The sequence below is a fragment of the Streptomyces sp. NPDC043896 genome, from assembly GCF_056435605.1.
This window is the reverse complement of sequence record NZ_JBWKEE010000042.1, coordinates 2,194-20,644: the sequence shown is the minus strand read 5'-3', so window position 1 is coordinate 20,644 and position 18,451 is coordinate 2,194. Positions and strand designations below refer to the sequence as shown.

The 18,451-nt window shown below is 73.0% G+C and carries 21 protein-coding genes and 1 pseudogene; 10 read left to right on the top strand and 12 right to left on the bottom strand.

Going from position 1 to position 18,451, the window contains the following annotated elements; all coding sequences use genetic code 11:
* Positions 1-13: 13 nt before the first annotated feature.
* The 3 genes from AC069X_RS36230 to AC069X_RS36220 form a co-directional block, all read right to left on the bottom strand.
* On the bottom strand, positions 14-265 hold the full coding sequence (locus tag AC069X_RS36230) for a hypothetical protein (protein WP_478735664.1): 252 nt from the start codon (positions 263-265) through the stop codon (positions 14-16).
* Positions 266-511: 246 nt separating this feature from the next.
* Entirely contained in the window at positions 512-1,300 is a 789-nt protein-coding gene (locus AC069X_RS36225; protein WP_478735662.1) for a YqjF family protein, read from the bottom strand.
* Between the two features lie 87 nt (positions 1,301-1,387).
* Positions 1,388-2,152 carry an SDR family oxidoreductase gene (locus AC069X_RS36220; protein ID WP_478735660.1) on the bottom strand — a complete coding sequence of 255 codons (765 nt, stop codon included), beginning with the start codon at positions 2,150-2,152 and terminating at the stop codon, positions 1,388-1,390.
* A 201-nt stretch (positions 2,153-2,353) separates the two neighbouring features.
* Between AC069X_RS36220 and AC069X_RS36215 the strand changes: the two genes are divergently transcribed.
* The gene (locus AC069X_RS36215) at positions 2,354-2,521 is read left to right on the top strand and encodes a hypothetical protein (RefSeq protein WP_478735658.1); all 168 of its coding nucleotides are present in this window, start codon (positions 2,354-2,356) and stop codon (positions 2,519-2,521) included.
* A 17-nt stretch (positions 2,522-2,538) separates the two neighbouring features.
* Here the strand turns inward: AC069X_RS36215 and AC069X_RS36210 are convergent, their stop codons facing one another.
* Together AC069X_RS36210 and AC069X_RS36205 are read right to left on the bottom strand one after the other, a co-directional pair.
* The gene (locus AC069X_RS36210; protein ID WP_478735657.1) at positions 2,539-3,270 is read right to left on the bottom strand and encodes a hypothetical protein; all 732 of its coding nucleotides are present in this window, start codon (positions 3,268-3,270) and stop codon (positions 2,539-2,541) included.
* 90 nt (positions 3,271-3,360) lie between these two features.
* Entirely contained in the window at positions 3,361-3,576 is a 216-nt protein-coding gene (locus tag AC069X_RS36205; protein ID WP_478735638.1) for an e9imm peptide, read from the bottom strand.
* Between the two features lie 207 nt (positions 3,577-3,783).
* On the opposite strand from AC069X_RS36205, the gene AC069X_RS36200 reads away from it, so the two are divergent.
* On the top strand, positions 3,784-4,044 hold the full coding sequence (locus tag AC069X_RS36200; RefSeq protein WP_478735635.1) for a hypothetical protein: 261 nt from the start codon (positions 3,784-3,786) through the stop codon (positions 4,042-4,044).
* A gap of 160 nt (positions 4,045-4,204) precedes the next feature.
* Here the strand turns inward: AC069X_RS36200 and AC069X_RS36195 are convergent.
* A pseudogene (locus AC069X_RS36195) lies at positions 4,205-4,387 on the bottom strand (SMI1/KNR4 family protein); the annotation flags it as partial.
* Positions 4,388-4,530: 143 nt separating this feature from the next.
* Between AC069X_RS36195 and AC069X_RS36190 the strand changes: the two are divergent.
* Positions 4,531-5,454, top strand: coding sequence for a VOC family protein (locus tag AC069X_RS36190; protein WP_478735633.1), 924 nt, complete (start codon positions 4,531-4,533; stop codon positions 5,452-5,454).
* A 155-nt stretch (positions 5,455-5,609) separates the two neighbouring features.
* Here AC069X_RS36190 and AC069X_RS36185 read toward each other — a convergent pair whose 3' ends face one another.
* Positions 5,610-6,098 carry a MarR family winged helix-turn-helix transcriptional regulator gene (locus AC069X_RS36185; RefSeq protein ID WP_478735631.1) on the bottom strand — a complete coding sequence of 163 codons (489 nt, stop codon included), beginning with the start codon at positions 6,096-6,098 and terminating at the stop codon, positions 5,610-5,612.
* A 52-nt stretch (positions 6,099-6,150) separates the two neighbouring features.
* Between AC069X_RS36185 and AC069X_RS36180 the strand changes: the two genes are divergently transcribed.
* Positions 6,151-6,813 carry a TIGR03086 family metal-binding protein gene (locus tag AC069X_RS36180; protein ID WP_478735629.1) on the top strand — a complete coding sequence of 221 codons (663 nt, stop codon included), beginning with the start codon at positions 6,151-6,153 and terminating at the stop codon, positions 6,811-6,813.
* A gap of 117 nt (positions 6,814-6,930) precedes the next feature.
* Positions 6,931-7,980, top strand: coding sequence for a M4 family metallopeptidase (locus tag AC069X_RS36175; protein WP_478735627.1), 1,050 nt, complete (start codon positions 6,931-6,933; stop codon positions 7,978-7,980).
* Between the two features lie 69 nt (positions 7,981-8,049).
* Here the strand turns inward: AC069X_RS36175 and AC069X_RS36170 are convergent, their stop codons facing one another.
* Positions 8,050-8,607, bottom strand: coding sequence for a DinB family protein (locus AC069X_RS36170; RefSeq protein WP_478735625.1), 558 nt, complete (start codon positions 8,605-8,607; stop codon positions 8,050-8,052).
* Positions 8,608-8,777: 170 nt separating this feature from the next.
* Between AC069X_RS36170 and AC069X_RS36165 the strand changes: the two genes are divergently transcribed.
* Complete coding sequence (locus AC069X_RS36165) at positions 8,778-9,671, top strand: hypothetical protein (RefSeq protein WP_478735623.1); 894 nt, start codon at positions 8,778-8,780, stop codon at positions 9,669-9,671.
* Between the two features lie 117 nt (positions 9,672-9,788).
* Here the strand turns inward: AC069X_RS36165 and AC069X_RS36160 are convergent, their stop codons facing one another.
* The 4 genes from AC069X_RS36160 to AC069X_RS36145 form a co-directional block, all read right to left on the bottom strand.
* The gene (locus AC069X_RS36160; protein ID WP_478735621.1) at positions 9,789-11,864 is read right to left on the bottom strand and encodes a trypsin-like peptidase domain-containing protein; all 2,076 of its coding nucleotides are present in this window, start codon (positions 11,862-11,864) and stop codon (positions 9,789-9,791) included.
* Positions 11,865-12,074: 210 nt separating this feature from the next.
* Complete coding sequence (locus AC069X_RS36155; RefSeq protein ID WP_478735619.1) at positions 12,075-12,455, bottom strand: hypothetical protein; 381 nt, start codon at positions 12,453-12,455, stop codon at positions 12,075-12,077.
* Between the two features lie 273 nt (positions 12,456-12,728).
* Positions 12,729-13,499 carry a 2OG-Fe(II) oxygenase family protein gene (locus tag AC069X_RS36150; protein ID WP_478735617.1) on the bottom strand — a complete coding sequence of 257 codons (771 nt, stop codon included), beginning with the start codon at positions 13,497-13,499 and terminating at the stop codon, positions 12,729-12,731.
* The gene (locus AC069X_RS36145) at positions 13,483-14,721 is read right to left on the bottom strand and encodes a hypothetical protein (RefSeq protein WP_478735615.1); all 1,239 of its coding nucleotides are present in this window, start codon (positions 14,719-14,721) and stop codon (positions 13,483-13,485) included. Before AC069X_RS36145 ends, AC069X_RS36150 begins: the two co-directional genes overlap by 17 nt.
* A gap of 289 nt (positions 14,722-15,010) precedes the next feature.
* Here AC069X_RS36145 and AC069X_RS36140 point away from each other — a divergent pair, with 289 nt between their 5' ends.
* The 4 genes from AC069X_RS36140 (at position 15,011) to AC069X_RS36125 (ending at position 18,306) form a co-directional block, all read left to right on the top strand.
* On the top strand, positions 15,011-15,310 hold the full coding sequence (locus AC069X_RS36140; protein WP_478735613.1) for a hypothetical protein: 300 nt from the start codon (positions 15,011-15,013) through the stop codon (positions 15,308-15,310).
* Between the two features lie 139 nt (positions 15,311-15,449).
* Entirely contained in the window at positions 15,450-16,349 is a 900-nt protein-coding gene (locus AC069X_RS36135; protein WP_478735611.1) for an aminoglycoside phosphotransferase family protein, read from the top strand.
* Positions 16,350-16,764: 415 nt separating this feature from the next.
* Positions 16,765-17,898, top strand: coding sequence for a CinY protein (locus AC069X_RS36130; RefSeq protein ID WP_478735609.1), 1,134 nt, complete (start codon positions 16,765-16,767; stop codon positions 17,896-17,898).
* Positions 17,899-18,114: 216 nt separating this feature from the next.
* Positions 18,115-18,306, top strand: coding sequence for a DUF6381 family protein (locus tag AC069X_RS36125; RefSeq protein ID WP_478735607.1), 192 nt, complete (start codon positions 18,115-18,117; stop codon positions 18,304-18,306).
* Positions 18,307-18,451 lie beyond the last annotated feature (145 nt).

The window sequence follows — 18,451 nt, the reverse complement described above, 5'->3', positions numbered from 1 at the left end:
GGTCTGAGGACCGCTACGGGGCCACCCGGCAGGCGCTGACCGCGGTGCCGTTGGTGACCCCGCCCTGGGTCAGGCCGGAGACGCACTGGTCGTGGTGACCGCCGAGGCCCATGGCGCAGGCCATCCGGACGTATTCCGGGGCCTCACCGCCCCGGAGCTCGCGCTCGACCTGGTTGATGCAGGCCCTCACGTCGGCGTGGGCGGCCGGTGCGGCGAGGGCCGCGCCGCCGAGGGCGAGGGAGAGTCCGGCCAGGACACCTGCCATGCGGGTGGACGTGCGGGTCGACGTACGGGTCGACGTACGGTTTGACGTGCGCAAAGGGATGCACCTGCTCTCGGTGTGCGTCATCGCGACCGGGCGGCGAAGACCCCGGCGGCGCCGTGGCCGCGGGTGCCCGTCCCGGTCCCCCTCCCACCACCGTACGGCCGGGGGCCCGTCCTCACGATCCGGGGCCTCGCGAGGTGCCTTCCCCCTTGGCCCGCCCCGGTCGCCCGCCGGCCGGGCTCCGGATCACCGGGCCGGTCGGGGGGCGGGGACACCGGCGGGCCGGCGCGGCGGCGGACCGAAGCGTACGGGGACCCCCGGGGAGAAGAGCACGCTGGCGGGCGGCCCGTCCGGGGCGGGCAGGCCCGCCGCGGCCACCAGGTTCTCGTCGCAGTGGAGGAGCTCGGCCCGGTGCAGTGGCCAGCGCGGGTGGCTGTTCGGGAGGTACAGCGGCCGGCCGAAGAACGCGGTGTGCATCCCCCAGCGGGCGGTCAGGAAGTGCTCCAGGGCGGTCGGGTCCGCGACCTGCTCGCCGATCCGCACGGTGATCCGGCTGTGCGCAGCGCGCGGGCCGGTCCCGCGCCGGCGGCTGGTGTACGTGACGGTGCCGCCGCTTCCGTGACGGACCGTCATGCGCGACCAGACGTACGGCAGGCCGAACGCGGCCCGCCCGACGGCCACCGGGATCAGCCGCGAGGCGTCCAGCGAGCGGAAGACCACACCGCGGCGGCCGTGGGCGTCGACCGAGTAGAGGCGGACGTTGGTCTCGGGGAAGGAGCCGAGGTAGGGCACGCCGGGCAGGCGGAACCAGCCGACCTCGTGCATCCGGAACGCCACCAGCCCGACGTACGTGATCCCGTCGAGGGTGTCCGGCACGGTGCCGGGCGGCAGCAGCGGGGCGACGTCGGCGGGGTCGACGGCCCAGTGCAGGAAGGCCAGGTCGAGCCAGGACTGGGTGAGGAGGGGGCGTTCGGGGGTGTGGGGCGGGTCGGCCGTTATCGGCTCCGGGGCGGCGGCGGGCGGCGACTGCGACATCGCGCCAGTATCCCCGACCGGCCCGGGCCCCCGGCCGAGTTCACCGGGGCCGCCCCGGCCCGCGCACGGTCGTGGGCCGGTGGCCGGTCAGCGCGTGGTGTAGCCGCCGTTGAGGAAGAGCGTCTGGCCGTTGGCCCACCAGCCGTCGGTGAGCATGTGCTTCACCCAGGGGACGATGTCCTCGATCTTGGTGAGGTCACCGTTCATCGCCGAGGACTTGTGGTACGCGACGGAGTCGTCGTCCTCGGCCGGGTAGAAGAACGGCGTGTCCATCGGCCCGGGGGCGATGCTGTTGACGGAGATGTTGCGTCCGAACAGCTCCTTCGACAGCGCCCGGGTGAAGTGCTCGACGGGGGCCTTGCTGCCCGCGTAGGAGGAGTACAGGCCGGTGTAGGCGGCCAGGAGCGAGGTCACGATGGTGATGATCTTCCCGCCGTCCTCCATCCGGCGCGCCGCCTCGCGCATCACGAAGAACGCGGCCTTGGAGTTGACCGCGAACATCCGGTCGTACTCCTCCTCCGTGATCTCGGTGAGCGGCTTCTTCAGGACCATGCCGGCCGTGTTGATGCTGTAGTCCAGCTTGCCGAACCTGCCGACGACCTCGTCGAAGACCCGCTCGACCTCCGCGGGCCGGGTCAGGTCGCCCTGGATCGCGAACGCCTTGCCGAGGCCCGAGTTGATCTCGTCGACCACCTCCTCGGCCTTGGCCCGCGAGGAGTCGCTGTTGTAGTGGACCGCGACCCGGGCGCCCTCCGCGCCGAGGGTGGTGCTGATCAGCCCGCCGAGGTTGCGGGACGCGCCGCCGACGAAGGCGACCTTGCCGTTGAGCGTCTTGTCCGGGTTCCTGACCATGACGGCCTCCTGTGAAGCGTGGAACGGGTGGTGGGGGGTACGGCACGACCCCGGGCGATGCCGGAACCGATGGCCTGCCTGACAGACTGTCTCGGGCAGGAGCGCGCCGATCCCGGACGGCCGGGCCGGTGACGGGAGAAACCGCTCGTTCGGACGCGCCGCCGGCGCCCGCCGCCCTCGTGCGGCACCCGCACTCCCGGCGTGTCCCCGGTGGCATTCCCGGACCCGATCCGCAGCCCCGGCCCAGCGGCCACCGGTGCGGGCTTCGGCTCCGTGGTCCTGCTCGACCGCCGCCGAGGGGAGCGCGGCGCCGCCTCGGTGGGCTTCGACCACCACCCCGGAGGCACGGGGACGCCCCCGGGCCCGTAACTCCCCGCCGGCCCGGGTCAGACGGACTCCGCCGCCATGTACGAGAAGACCCTGTCCAGCCCGCCGGAGAAGGCCGCCCGGGCGCGGTCGAGGTCGTCGCGGCGGCACGGCCGGGGCGTCTGCGGGGTCAGCCTGATGACCAGCGGACGGGCCTCCGCCTGCTCGTACGCGGCGAGCTTGTGGTGGCCGTCGAGGAGGTAGCCCACCCAGCTGTCGGGGGTGGGGAACAGCGCGACCAGCGCGGGCAGTTCGCCCCCGGCGCGGATGCGGTCGCGGTAGCGGCGCACCGCCCGGTGATCGCGGGGCGGCCACGCGTCGGTGGTCACCAGCGCGAGGTCCTCGTCGGCGTACCAGCCCTGGACCCGGCGGGCGCTCGGGTGGACCACCCGCAGGCGGTCCGGCGCGAGTGCGGCCGTCATCACGTACCGCCCGGGGGCCAGCAGTGTCAGCAGCGGGCGCAGCTGCTCCGGGTCCGGTGGCTCCGCCTGTCCGGTGCGGGGATCGGGTACGAGGCCGGGGGCGCCGAGCCAGTCGGTGAGGTACTTGACCTCGGCCGGCCCGGGGCCGCCCGCACCGGCGCGCGCGGCGAGCCAGCCGACGCTGCCGCAGCCGTCGTTGGCCTCCAGGAACGCCGGGTCACCGGCGAGCAGGAGCAGGCTGCCGCCCGCGTCGCCGGTCACTTCGACGAGGCCGTGCCCGTCGGGTACGTCGACGCACACGGAGCGAGGAGGCGGCGGCCGTCGGGTCATCACCCGATCCTACGGGCGCGACGGGAGGGACCGGCCCGGCGCCCGCACCGCCCGCCCCGGGGAGCGGTTCCTCCGCCGCCGGGGCCGGCGTCACAAGGCGATCGGCCGGTACGCCAACGCCCGGTCGACCACTTCCTCGGCGGACAACTCCCGCCCGGGAGGCCAGAAGACCAGGTCGCCGATGAGGCCGGGCAGGCAGCCAAGGGCTCCGCCGAGCTTGTCCAGCCAGTCCTGCAGCTCCTCGTCGGAGGCCTGCTCCGCATCCATGATCCGGCGCACGAGCACCACCGCTTCGTCCCGAGTCACATGTCCCCTTCCGGACGGGTCCTTGACGGACTGCGACGCTACGCCCATCGGGAGGGAGACGTACCCTCGCGCCAGTACCGCAGGACGGATTCCCGGGCGATGCCGAGCCGCTCGCACGGCGTATCGACGACGGGCGGCCTCCGGCGTGGGGGAGGATGAACGCGTGCGTGGTGGACTGTTCGACAAGGAACTGCGGAGCGGACGGCGATGACCGGTCAGCCGTATGCGGTCCGGCTTTCGCCACAGGCCGCGAAGGTGCTCACCGCCCTGCCCGGGCATGCCGAGGAGACGGCGTGGGACGTCCTGGACGCGGCGGCCGCCGGACCGTGGGGCTTCCCGCAGTGGGACGCCGGCGACCCCGAAGGCCAGGACGTACGCATCGCATCGGTCGGACCGCTGTCCGTCGTCTACTGGATCAACCGGCTCATGCGCCACCTGTCGGTCCTGGACGTCGTCTGGCTGGGGTGACGGGCAATCAACCAGGGGGAGAGGCTCAACGGCCTTCGGGGAGGGAGTACCCCGCGGTTGACACGCCCTGTGCGAGCAGGTGCATCGCCCGGCCCGTGAGAGGGGCGGATCCGGTCCGGGGCGAAGCCCGGCGGCGGCCGGGCGGGCACGTGCGCAGACCCTACGCCGGGAACCAGGACCGGCCCTCCGCCCAGTGGGTCACCCAGCCCGCGAAGCCCGGGACGCCCGGCATCAGGGCGTCCGCTGACTCCGGCCCGCCGAACGGCATCGCGCCCTCTCCCGCGATCTGCCAGACGTGGCCGCGCTGCGGGCCGGTGACGATCAAGTGCCAGTACATGCCGCAGCAGGACCCGGAAGGGACGTCCCGGCGAGGGGTGGAACGGGTGTCAGGGCACGCTCCTTCCCCGCCGTCTCCCGCGGCCCGGGGCGGAGTCGTCCCCCTGGCCTTTCGGCGGGCCTGCCCGCGTGGGCGACTACGGTGGGGCCATGCCTCACGACATCACGCGCTTACATCACGTCGGGCACGTCGTCAGCGACATGGCTCGGGCCATGGAGCTCTACCGGCGGCTCGGGTTCCACGTTCCGCCGCCCGCCGTCCCGGCGCTGGCACCTCGCGAGGGGGCGGCCCCGGAGCCGTTCGGGGCGGCGAACACCCACGCCGATCTGCCCCGGAGCTTCGTCGAGCTGGTGACGCCGGTGAAGCCCGGGAGCACGGTGGGCCTGCCGGCCGACGTGCGGATCGTCCCGCTCCAGGCGCCCCCGGAGAAGCTCCACCTGGTCCGGTCGCAGATCGAGGCGGCCAGTGCCCGGCTCAGTGGATGGCGTGACCGCTTCGAAGGCCTGCACATCCTGATGTTCTCGTCGCCGGACGTCGACGGCGCGGCGCAGCGGCTCACCGCCGCCGGCGTCGGACACGGCGGGGTGAACACCGTCGGCCGGCCGGTGGAGACCCCCGACGGCGTGCGCACGGAGGCCATCCGCTACCTGGAGATCGACGGTGCGCCGGAAGGCCGCGTCGGCGTCGTCGCCGACCTGGACCCGGAGTTCCAGCACGCGCGTCACCTCGACCACCCCAACGGCGCCCAGGACCTCGTGGAGGCGGTGCTGTGCGTACCCGACGGGCAACTCCCCCTGGTCCGGGAGCGGTACGAGCGGTATCCGGGCCGGCCGGCATCCGCGGACGGGCCGGTCACCCTGCTGACCGGGGCCGGTCTAGCGGACCTCCTGCCGGGTGAGGCCCCGCCCGCGCTCCCGGCGCTCGTCGCCTGCACGGTCGCCGTTCCCGACGTCGCCCGCGTACGCGCGCTGCTCTCGGAGAACGGGCTGCCCGTACGCGAAACGGCCCGCGGGGAGGTCTTCGTTCCGGCCGACGCGGCCCTCGGCGCCGCTCTGATCTTCCGGGAGGTCTGAGAGGGGCCGCGGATGGACGGGGGCCACGGCGACGCCGGACAGGCCGGGCGCGCCGGCGAACGCGGCCACGACGGGGCGGTGGTCGTCACCTACACCGCCGCACGGTCGTCGGTGGCCGTGTCGTAGGCGGTCGGCGGGCCGGTACGACGCGGTGTTCAGCCGGCGGGCGGTGTGTCCGCCGGCTGCGGCCCGGCACCGCCGATCTCGGCGGGATCCAGGGCGGCGAGCGCCCGCAGGGCGTTCAGGAAGCCCTGCCGGTCCTCCTCCGGCAGGCGTGCCAGCAGCCGTTCCTCGCGCCGGCGGATCGCCGACTGGACCGCGTCGCGCAGCTCGCGCCCCGCGGGGGTGAGGGACAGTACGCGTGCCCGCCGGTCCGCCGGGTCGGGCCGGCGCCGGATCAGGCCGCGTCCTTCCAGGTCGTCGAGGACGCCGATGATCCGCGTCTTGTCGGCTCCGATGTCCCGCGCCAACGCGGCCTGCGTGCGGACCGGTTCGTCGTCGAGCCCGAGCAGGACCGAGTACGCCCACATGACCAGACCGTGCTCGCGCAGCACCGGCAGCTCGGCCGCCACCAGCGCGCGGCCCAGGGGGACGATCATCGCCGCCAGGTCGGGGCGCCCTTCGGATGTGGTGTTCCCAGCCATGGAGAAGAAGATACCCGTTGACCCATGATGGGCCGCCACTTACCGTAAGCGCATGCTTATGGATTTGGCGGCCGTCAGGGAACTCAACGCCGGTGCGGTACGCGCGTGCACGGCCATGGCCCGCCGGGCACGGGCGGAGGACCTGGGCCTCCCCACCCCCTGCACGGCCTGGAACCTGGGCGAGCTGCTCGCCCACATGACCGCCCAGCACCGGGGCTTCGCGGCGGCGGCGCGGGGCGGCGGCGCCGACCTGACGCACTGGCAGGCCGAGGCACCGGGACCGGACGCGGTGGGGCGGTACCTCGCCGCCGCGGAAGAGGTGCTGGCCGCCTTCGCCGAAGTCGACTCGGCGGAGCGGCGGTTCGCCCTGCCCGAGTTCGGCGCCGGCGCGGACTTTCCGGCGGTCCGGGCCATCGGCTTCCACTTCCTCGATTACGTGGTGCACGGCTGGGACGTGGCCCGGTCCCTCGGCCTGCCGTTCGCTGTGGACCCCGACGTCGCCGACGCCGCACTCCCCATCGCCCTCGCCGTCCCGGGCGGCACCCACCGCACCCGGCCGGGCGCCGCGTTCGCCCCGAGCCTCCCCGGACCCGGACCCGGACCCGCACCCGCACCCGCACGCGAACTCGGACGCACCGACTGCGGCACGGGCACCGGCACCGGCACCGACGTCCTGGACCGCATCCTCCTGCACCTGGGCCGCTCCCCCTCCTGAGATGAAATGGGTCCGCCCCGACCCCTGGCCAAAGGCCGTCGCGGTGGGCAAGGATCACCCCCGCGCCACGCCACGCACGATTCTCCGGCGCATCACGCCCCTCACAGGAGGATGTTCATGCCCCGCCGTACACCCAGCGGCCTGATCGCCGCGGTCACCGCCGCCTCGGCGCTCGTCACCCTCGCCGGAACCGCCACGGCCGCCACCCCCGCCCCGGCCGCACCCGCCCCCGCCCCCCAGGGCCGTGTCTTCATGGTCAACCCCGTCCAGTCCTCGGGCGACCAGACGCTCACCGACGCCAAGGACTCCGCGGACGCCGTGCCGGCCTCCGCGTACGCGACCGCGGCGTTGCGCAACCTGGACGGCAGTGGCGCCCTGTCCGGGAAATGGGTCCACGTCAGATCGGACACCGGCGCTTCCGCGAAGACGGCGGACGCCGCCTCGTACAACCGCCACGACGACCAGTTCGAGCAGGTCATGGCGTACTTCTGGGTCAACGAGGCACAGGAGTACCTCCAGGGCCTGGGCTTCGGCACCGAACTCCGCGGCGCGAACGACCGCGTCCAGCCGGTCCGCATCAACCAGTGGGGCGCCGACAACTCGTTCTTCACGGACAAGAAGGCCGAGATCCGCTTCGGCAAGGGCGAGGTCGACGACGCCGAGGACGCGGAGGTCATCCTCCACGAGTACGGCCACGCCGTCCACAACGCCCAGGTCCCCGGCTTCGGCACCTCCCCGGAGGCCGGAGCGATCGGCGAGGCCTTCGGCGACTACCTGGCCGTCCAGGTCGGCACACACGCGGCCGCCCGCCACGGCTGGCCGCGCCTGGCGGACGAGGCCTGCGTCGCCGACTGGGACTCGGCCCCCTACAGCCCCGCCCCGCACTGCCTGCGCCGGATCGACGGGAACAAGGTATACGCCGACCGGGTGGGCGAGGTGCACGCCGACGGCGAGATCTGGTCCCGGGCCCTCCTCGACATCCGCGGCGCCCTGGGAGCCCGGACCGCCGACCGCGTCATCGTCAACGCCCAGTTCGGCTTCGCGGCCGACACGAGCTTCGCGGACGCCGCGCTGAAGACGATCGCGACCGCCCGGGCCATGTACGGCACGAGCGCGGCCGACGCCGTGCGCGCCGCGTTCAAGGCCCGCCAGATACCCGGCGTCTGACCGGCGCCGGCCGCCGGGCCCCGGACGGCAACGGCCTCCGGGGCCCGGCGGCCGCCCCGCCCGACGGCCTCAGGCCCGGTGGGCGTACAGGTCCCGGAGCAGGCAGATCTCCGCGCAGTGGTGGATCACCTCGCGGTTGATGTGCAGCACCAGCGTCGCCATCGGCTCCGACGCGTACGCGCCCTCGGCCTCGCCGCACGCCCGCCCCAGCCCCTCCGGGCCCAGCCCCCGCACCCCGGCGACCCACCGCGCGTACGCGGCGTCGAGCCGCTCCAGCGCCTCCGCCGCGGTGCCCGGGTACGCGTACGTCATGTAGTCCGCCGGCGGCCCGCCGAAGTGCGCCGCGCTGCGCGCCCCCAGTACGCCGACCAGGACGTGCCCGAGGCGCCAGGCGATCGTCGTGACCGGTGCGGGAACCGGCTCCGGGTAGGCCCAGTCGATCGTGAAGTCACCGGAGCCGCCCCGCACCGGGGCCGTGCCGCTGCCGCGCGGCCGCACGGACCAGCAGTCCGGCACCGGCTCCCAGAAGAACTCCTCGTCGGTGAGGCCGTCCAGCCGGGCGCGCAGCTGGTGCTGCCAGTGCCAGTCGAGCTGATCGGCGAGGAGCGCGTTCCAGTCCAGGACCATGGCCCCACGTTAAGCCGTCTCCTCCGGATCCCGTCCGCCCCGCGCCGTCGCCGCACAGCCCGGCGGGCGGGCGCCGGAACGCCGGTGTGAAGGACCGTGTAGAAAGGGACCCCGAACGACCGGCGACGACCGTCCGGTCGGATCCGCACTTCCCAGGGGGGAATCCGATCATGCGCACCCGCGCACTGCGAAGAAGCTTCGTGTCCCTGCTCGTCGTCTCCGCCTCGGCGGCCTTGGTCCCCGCCGCGGGCACTCCCGCCGCGGCCGCCCCGGCCCAGTGCCGCGGCCCCCAGAGCGGCGTCCTCACGACGCTCCACCCGGGCCAGCGCCTGGACCCGGGCGCCCGTCTGACGGACAAGGTGAGCACCACCGAACTGGTCATGCAGCCCGACGGCAACCTGGTGCTCTACGCCCTGGGCACCCCCGGCGGCTACAAGCTGCCCCTGTGGTCCAGCGGCACGTACGGGAACACCGGCGCGTACGCCACCATGCAGGCGGACGGCAACTTCGTCGTCTACAAGAAGGACGGCGGCCCCGGCAAGGGCGGCGCCCTCTGGCACTCGAACACGTACGGCACCGGCCCGGGCACGGGCAGCGTCAGGGCCTCCCTCCTCGGCGGCGAGTTCCTCGTCGAGGGCCGCAGCGCCACCCCCCGGTGGTCCACCCGCAGCTCCGAGCGGCAGGCCTGGCTCTGCTCCGAGTTCGCGACGGCCGCCGAGGCCTGGTGGACGGGCAACTGGGCCCAGTCCGCGACCGTCTGGCTCGTCCTCCAGCAGGACAACAACCTCGTCATGTACCGCAAGCGCGACGGCAAGGCCATCTGGAGCAGCGGCACCTACGGGGGCAGCCGACGGGTGACCCTGCAGATGGCGCCCAAGGACCGCGGGGACCTGACGCTCGTCGAGGAGGGCCGCACCACGGCCCGCTGGCGGACGGGCACGGGCAACAACACCGGTGCCCACACCCAGCTCCAGGACGACGGCAACCTCGTCGTCTACAAGAAGGACGGCGGCCCGGGCAAGGGCGGCGCCCTCTGGCACACCGGGACCTACAACAAGGTCTGAGGGGCCCGGACGGCACATGACCCCGGGGGCGGGCCGCACCGTGCGGCCCGCCCCCGGGCACGGACTCCCTCCTCCGTCCCCGCCGCACACGGCACGCCGCACGGCCGGGACCGCCGGTCAGGGCCAGGCACCCGCGAAGTCGATCTTCTCGGCCCACTCCGGGTGGTCTGTCAGCGGATTGCGGTTGCCCTGCATCTCCGCTATCGCCGCGTTGCGGTGGCGCTCGTAGAGGTTCACCGGATGGGCCGTGTGCCAGTCCAGCAGCAGCGCGAGGCCGGACCGCTGGAGTTCGCGCGCCTCGTCGCCGATGCTGCCGGGGTAGCGGAGCAGGAAGTACAGCGTCGCCCTGGCGACCGGTCCCTTCCCCTGCGCGGGCTCGAACTTCCCCGTCTCCCGGCGCCCGCAGCTGTGCCGGACGGCCTCGTCGAAGCCGGGGAAGTCGGGGAAGTCGAAGTAGGGGATGTTGCCGCGGAAGCTGTTGCACGTCGTCTCACAGGCGAAGAGATGGTGCAGGTCCCCGCGCATCGGCTCCCTCTTGGCGAACCAGGACTGGGGCACGACGTGTTCGCAGTTGAACGGCAGCGACGCCTCCAGGAGGTCGAGCTCGGCTGCGAGGGCCTCGGGGCCGGGCGCGCCCTCGTGGAGCATGAACTCCTGCCAGCGTCCGATCCGCGCCGCCTCCACCGCCGCGTCCGCCTCCATGAGCTCCTCGGGAGCGAAGCCCTGGTCCGAGTAGATCCCGTGGAGCCGCTGGTCGGGATGCAGGTCCACCCACGGATACAGCAGACGGATCGGCTTGTACGCCGGCCTGCGCTCGTGCGTCGACTCCAGACGCCGGGTGAGCGCGAGGCGCAGCGCCGTGGGGTCGCCGGCGTCGATGTCCGCGTAGTAGGCGTCGCGCGCCGCCAGGTCGGCGGCCTCCTCGTAGTAGGGGCGGGTGCTGAAGACCGCGAGGTTGACCAGCGCGGCCGCCAGGTCCCGTTCGGCGGGCGACTGCCCGTCGATGCTCCCGGTCCCGGCGGCCGACCCGACGTACGAGGGGGCGGCCCGACGGTGGGCCGGCGCCGCGGCGCCGTTCGTCCGGTCCGTCGGCACCACCGGCGACGGGGCTGCCACGGGGTGCGGGGACGAGCCGGCGGCGAACAGCTCCGCCCGCAGCGTCGCGGCAGCGCCGGACAGCGGGAACTGCCGGATGGCGTGGAGGATGCTGCTGACCCGTACGCCCTCGTTGGCCTTCCAGTCCACCCGGTGCTCACCCATGCCCGGATGCCAGCGGCTTCCGTCGACGGCCAGCACGTTGCCGTCGCGGTCCCTGCGGGGGGCACCGGCGTGGTGCAGCGCCACGACCTCCCACTGGTCGTTGAAGACCGGAGCGCCCGAGGAGCCGCGCGCCGTGTCGGCCGAGTAGTGCACGTACTCCTCCAGCACGTCCACGATCCGGTTCTCCCGGAGGGCGAGCTGCTTGGGCTCGGCGTTGGGGTGCTGGATGATGCTGACGAGTTCCCCGATGACGGCCTCGCCCCGGGCCTCCTTGAGCGGCAGCCTCCCGAAGGACGCCGCCGGCTGACCGTCCCGGGAGCGTTCGGAGACCGCGACCACGGTGAAGTCGAGGTCACGGTGGGTGACGAAGAAGCGCTGCGGGTCGAGCTGGAACACGACGGGAACCCGCGGCCGCCCGTCCAGGCCGGCCTGGAAGTCGAACTCGACGACCCCGGCGGCCGCCTCCTCGGCGGAGGCCAGCACGTGGTTGTTCGTCATCAGCAGGGACGGGGACACAAGGAAGCCGGTCCCGTGGTGGGACGAGCCGGCGCTCCGGACGGTGATCCGGCCGACCGGGCGGGCGGCGAGGAAACCGGCTTCGAGGGAGTCGATCCCGATGAGGTCGTTGCGGCCCATGAACCGTTCGAGCATCAGCAGGTCGGGGCTGACGAGCTCGCGGTCCAGAGCGAGGCTGGTGCCGGTCGTCGCGGTCGGCGGGGTCCGCTCGATCGCCGTGGCCATGGCCCAGTCGACGCCCATACGGCTCAGCCTGCTGCCGACCCGCTCCGGGGTGTCGGCGTGGAGGATGCCGTGCCGCAGCAGCGCCTCCATGTGGCCGTCCCGGGCGGCGGAGCGGGCGGCGTAGCGGCGGCCGGCAGCCTCCATCTGCTCCAGGAAACCCTTGTCGACTCGTGACAACTGCTCCACGGTCATCGCGGCTCGCCTCCTCGGCGGGGCTCTTCCGTGCTCCTCCGCGTTCAGACGACGGAGTTCCTCCCCTCGTTCCAGTATGGGCACGGGGCCGGTGTACCGCTCAGCCGAACAGGGCGACGCCCCGCAGTGGTTGTAGCGTCAATCGTTGAACCTTCTCTGAACGCCTGTGGCGCCCGCGGCGCGCTGCCGGGTCTCACCGAGACCCGACGGTCAGAACACGGTGACCGTGAAGGGGTTGTCCACGTAGTTGCCGTGGAGGTCGTACGTGTAGACGGTCACCGTGTCCGGGCCGCAGAGGGCGGTGGGCGTGGAGCTGAAGCTGCGGCGGTTGGAGTTGGGCAGCTCCACGTGGACCACGCTGAACGCGAGGTTGACCTCCTCGCTGACGTTCACGCAGTAGCGGCCGGTGTTGACGTGGCGCACCCAGTCGATCTTCTTCGCCCGGAGCAGCGTGCCGGAGGCGGCGACGTCCGCCGCGGCCTGGACGTAGGGGGAGGTGATCGGCCTCGGGTCGGCCGCGGCGGCGCCCGCGGGGCCGGCGAGCACCGAGGTCACGGCGCTCACGGCGGCGGCGACTGGCAGGACGGACATGGAACGGATCATGGACTCACACTCCCGGCGACGGCGTCCTGCAGCGAGGGGCGGACGATGCCCTCACACTCGGCCGGTACGCACGACGGCGCGTCCGCCGCGCCGGTCCACAATCGGCCAACGGGGCGGAAAATCACCCGTACGGCCCGGCACGGCGCCGTGCACCGCGGCGGCGCCGAAGCCGGGTCGACCGCGGCGGAGCCGGCGGACGACCGCTCGGCGGCGCACTGCTCGATCGCGGCCCACGGGGCGGGGAGGCACCCGGTGCCAAGGTCAGGCCGGCGGCATCAGATCGCTCTCGCTGAGGGTGTACGTCAGCGGGGGGTAGGTGAAGTCCGTCTCCTGGTTCTCGCGGCGCCGCAGCCGGTAGAACGCGTGCCTCTGCTCCTCGTCGGCCGGCACGAGGCGCGCACCCTGCGGAAGGTGCGCGTGTCCGTCGCGGAACCGGACGAAGGTCTTCGAGGTCCGGAAGGTCACGCCCAGCCACTGGTTGTCCGCCGCCGTGGACGGCGCGTCCAGGACGATCTTGTGTCTGAGGCGACGGTTCGATTCGACGGAGAACACGACGACGCTGTGGTGGGTCAGCGGGATCTCGAAGCCGTCGCCGTCTCCCCCCTTCGGTTCGAAGACCAGCTTCCTCGGCGGGCTCGCCTCGGGGTCCTGGTAGCAGGAGAAGACGGCGATGGACGAACCGTCGGCGAGGTCGAGCGCCTGGTCGGAATGGCTGCCCATGGTGCGGTAGGCGTTCGTGTAGATCTCGGCGAGGGCGTTGTTGAAGCCGACCGGAAGCGCCGCACGCCGTTGGATCCGCTCCGCCAGCCGTTCGTGCACTGCTCGGAAGGGCTGGGCCGGATTGCCGTATCGAGTGGTGGTGCGCACGAGGGGCACCCCGTCCGCCTCGTGGATCCTGGTGAGCACGGCGCCCCGCCGGCCCTTGCCCACGTCCTCCCAACGAGCCGACGCGGACAGCTCCGCGAACAGATCCCCCTCCGTCGGCAAGGTGTGGGAGACGATCCCGTCCGAGGTCCTAGAGGCGGGGGGCAAGGTAGTCTCCCGTGTTCATGCTGAAGTGGAATCCGTCGCCGTAATCGATGAAGGACGGGGTCCTGTTCTCTTCGGCGTACAGCCTGCGCAACTCGCTCATGCCCTCCGGTGCGGCCGGCCCCAGTTCCACCAGGCCTCCGGCCGCCTTGAGGAAGGTCCGGCCGTCCTTGTGGACGGCCTCGGTGCTCGAACAGCGCACCACGTACCCCAGACGGGTCGGGAGCGACTCCGCGCCCAGTGCCGAGGGCCGGATCTCGTGCGTGTACAGACGGTTGGTGGACAGCGGCATGAAGAACACGGAGCCGGGGTAGAGCGTCACGCCGAACCGCGGGGGAAGCGCGACCCCGCCGTGCCCCCCGGCCGGGTCCTTGAGACGGAAGTGGAGTCTGGTCAGCCCGCTGGCGCCCTTCAGCCCGTAGTCGAAGGCGTCCTCGGCGAGGGGCTCCAGTCCGTCGAGCCGGTCGTAGAAGGTGCAGAAGGCCATGACTCCGTTGACCGGCATGTCCTTGGTCTTGTCGGCATGGGCCGAGATCTTCGCCTTCGCCTGCCTGCGCTCCGCCGTGGCGAGGGTGTTGTGGTAGATCTGGGCCAGGACGTGGTTCAGCGGCGCCTGGCCCCGGAACACGGTGGCGGCCTCGCGGTTCAGCGCGTCGACGATGAGCGCGTCGGTCGGACGGAAACTCTCGGTCGGCCCCGAGAGATTCGTGGAGCACCTGAGCAGCCGGAAATGCAGTGCGCCGGCTTTCCGCGTGACGGGCGTCAGATAGATTCCGCTGCGATGCGCCGTCCCGGGCTTGGTGGACTCCGTCAGGGACTGGAACTCGTGCTCCGCCCTGATCCGTCCGAAGTGGTCGGCGTCGAGGTCGAAGAAGCGGCGGTAGTACACACCGGCGCCGTGTACGCGGATGGGTACCCGGCCGAGGCCGATGAAGGACCACGGTTCGTCCCCGTCCCCTTCCCCGTCGTATCCGTGCGACAGCTCCCGGATGACGAACACCCGGGCGGCCGACCGCAGTTGCCGGACCGGGGCACGGGACATGTCGCCGCACAGGTAGACCGTCTTCTGCGCCAGATCGGGCGGAGCGGAAGAAGCGAGCTCCTCCGGCGTGACGGCGGATCCGAAGAAGTCCCTGATCGATTCGTCATCGTGCAACGCGGAAGGCGCGACCAGGACGTTCCCCGAATCCTCGATTCGGGCTTCCGCCGGCTCCGTCGCGGACATCGGACGGCACCTGCCCTTCGTACAGCTCGCCGGATTCGTGGATACCGTGGACACGGCAACGGCCCGCACTCCTCCATTCACGGGAGACGGACCGCCGAATCCCGATGCTCTCACGGGGGATCGACGGCGGGCAACGGGCCGCCCCCGCCGCCCCCGACGCCTCCGCCGCCACACTCCAGGACCTGCCTGTGACAATGGCACGCACGCGGCGCTGATGTGATCGCCAACGCCGCCCGTCGCGCAGCGGCCCTCCACCGCCGGAACTTCAGACAGGACGGACCGAACGGCCGTGATATTCGAGAACCGGGCACTGGCCCTGGGACTCCGGACCGCCCTGGCCGCGGCCCTCTACGCCGTCGCCGCCTTCATGCTCGCCCTGAGCGTTCCGGCGATGGGCAGGGAGATGACCCCGACGACCGACCAGGACATCAGGGGCGGCGCGCACCTCTGCCTCGTCCTGTCCACCCTCTTCCTCGGCCTCACGGCCGTCGTGTCCCGCCGGTGGAAGACGGCCCGCGCCCTGTGCCTGACGCACCTGGCCGTCACCGTCTTCGTCTGGACGCGGGTACCCTCCCTCTTCGGCGGGTGAGACGAGGGCGGTGCCCGTACGGTCCCGGGTACGGGAACGCGGCGTCAGGGCGGAAATCCGGTCGACAGACGAGGGGCTGGGGCGCTGTCATGGCTCCGACCGCCCGCCATACGGAGCGGGTCCATCACAGGAGCCGCTCTTGCCGACCGGGCGATCCGCAGACCCCCGCCCCGCGATCGATGCCGCACTGGCCCGGCGCCTCGTCGACGCGCAGTTCCCCCGGTGGGCCGGGCTGCCGCTGACGCTGCTCGACCCGGCCGGCTCGGATCACGTGATCTACCGGCTGGGGGAGGACCTGTCCGTCCGGCTGCCCCGTCATGAGGGAGCCGTCACACAGGCGGCCAAGGAGTCCGAGTGGCTTCCCAGGCTCGCCCCGCACCTTCCCCTCGCCATCCCCGTACCGGTCGCGGGGGGCAGGCCCGGCTTCGGGTATCCGTGGCCGTGGGCGGTGTCCCGTTGGCTGGACGGCGAGGTCGCGACCGTCGAGGCGCTGGCCGGGTCGTCCCGGGCCGCCGTCCGGCTGGCGGAGTTCCTCACCGCGCTTCGGGAATTCGCGCCGGCGGAGCTCCCGGAAGGGACCGTCCGCCAGGACCTGACCGGACGGCCGCTCGCCGACCGGGACCGCGACACACGAGCCGCCATCGCGGAGGTCGGCGGTACGTTCGACACCGGGGCCATGACCCGGCTGTGGGACGAAGCGCTGAGCGCTCCCGGATGGGACCGCCCGCCGGTGTGGTTCCACGGAGACTTCCACACCGGCAACCTGCTGACCGTCGACGGCCGCCTCAGCGCGGTCATCGACTTCGGCGGACTCGGCATCGGCGACCCCGCCCGCGACCTGACCATCGCCTTCACCCTGATGTCCGCCACGAGCCGGGCGGCCTTCCGCGCCACCCTCGGCGTCGACGACGCCACCTGGACGCGGGGCCGCGGCTGGGCCCTGGCCACCGGCCTGAACGCCTACACCAACTACGCCGGCGTCAACCCGCGGGTCGCCGCCCAGACCACCCGTCAGATCACCGAGGCCCTGACCGGGTGACCGGCCGGTGACGGCACCCCGGCGGCCGGCGGACCCGGGGTGCGCGTCAGCCGCGGCCGGCCCGGTGGCGTGGGCGGTGCCTCTCCCCGCGGGTCGCCAGCAGCAGGGCCAGGAGCATCGGTGCGATCAGCAGGATCATGGTCCCCACGACGGTTCCTCTCCTCGTGAGCGGTACCTCTTCGGCCTGTCCGACGTCTTCACGTGTTTCCGCCGGGCCCGGGCCGAAACCCCCAGAGCAGCGGACGTACCGGTTCCGGGGACGCGCGGCCGGGTCTGCACGTGACGCGTGGTGCGTGCGTGATGAATCGTGATGAATGAGGTGCGACGGGAGGCGGTCCCGGGGGCGGATATATTGCGACCGGCCCGTACGCCCGAGGAGGCGCGCGGGCCTCAACATGGGGGAACCATCATGACGATGACACACCGTCGGAGCAGGCCAGTGCTCCCGACGCTCGCGGCCGGCATCGCGGCCGCCGCACTCCTGCTGGGGCTCGCCCCGTCGGCGCAGGCCGCGCCGTCTCCGAACCCGCCGAAGGGCGGGACGGCGGCAGGCCCGACGGCCGGGGCCGAGCCCCCGGCCGTCACCCCGGCACCCAAGGCGAAGAAGCCCGGTCCCGGCGTACCGCCCATCCAGTACTTCGGCACCATCGACTCCTTCGGGCAGAACTCCGAGCACGAGCGGATCACCCGCGCGGCACTCGCCTGCGCGCCCGGCACCGCCCCCGGCGCGGCCGGGGCCTGCTTCCAGCCGGCCTCCATCCGCCAGCTGGCGGGGGCGAACGGCACGATGGGGGCCATCGGCGCACCGGACGTGGACCAGGTGCTCACGGAAGCCGCGCACTGCGACGGAGCCGACTACCTGAACGCGCCCGGATACCCCCGGAGCCGGGCACAGGCCACCTCGGTGCTCCTGGCCTGCATCGCGCACCTCAAGGGCCAGTTCGACCGGGGCGTGGAGAAGTCGGAGGCGCTCGTGAACGCCGGGGGGACCGTCAGCGCCCCCGACACCGACCTCTCCTCCGACTGCACCTTCGTGCTGGGCGTCCAGGGTCGCGGCAAGTGCAACGCCATCGAGGGCTTCGGCCGGGCCCTGCACGGCACCGAGGACTTCTACTCGCACAGCAACTGGGCGGACAGGGCGGACAGCGGCTCCGCGATCGGCATCAAGAACCCGCCGGGCCTGGCCCGTACCGGCCCGGCGCCCTTCCTCCGGCTGGCGGCCGCGGCGCCTTCGGCCTCCGACATCCCCGGCGACCTCACGACGGGCTGCTTCAGCCTCAACCCGTGGGGCTGCGGCAAGCGCATCACGCACGGGGTCCTGAACAAGGACAACGGCGTCATCGACCCGCTCACCGGGGCGGCCACGTCCCCGACCACCCCCCGGGGTCTGGTCGCCGGCAACTTCAGCGCCGCCGTCCAGGCGGCCATCGCCGACACCCGGTCCCAGTGGGATGGCTTCCGCGCCTCCCTCATCGCCCGCTACGGCCCCGAGCGCGGACAGCGCATGGCATGTGCGATGACCCAGGACAACCCGGTACGCGACTGCTGACGGCCCCCCCCCGCGAGGGTGCCGAGGACGCCGCGACCACGGCCGACGGCATCGCGGGCACCCTCGCGTCGCTGCCGGCGCCCCCGGCGGAGAAGACCGTGACCGCCGGGGGCTCATGGAGGTGACGGGCGCGGCTGCCACGGCGTAGGTCCGGCGGCCGAGCCGCGGAGAGTGCTTGAGTGGAGGCCCAGTCCAGCACTGAACCGGAGGAGCCCCATGAGCAGCGAGAACCGGCGGACCGACGAGGAGGCCCGGCGCATGCGGGAACAGGCCGAGGAACTCGAGCTGGCGGCCGGCAGGTCCGCCGACGCCGACGAACGCCGGCGCCTGATGGACAAGGCCCTGGCCATCCGGAAGGAGCTCGAAGAACTCCACGGACCGGAAAGCGCCACCATGGACCCCATGTAACCCGGGCCGGTGCGGTCGAGGACCCGTGCCCGGGTGGGCGGTGGGGGGGGACTCCCCCCCGCTCCCCCACCAAGGGCGCGAACACCCCGGGAACCCCCCCCAGGGGGGCCCAAGGTGAGGGACACAGGCCGCTAGTGTGTTTTCA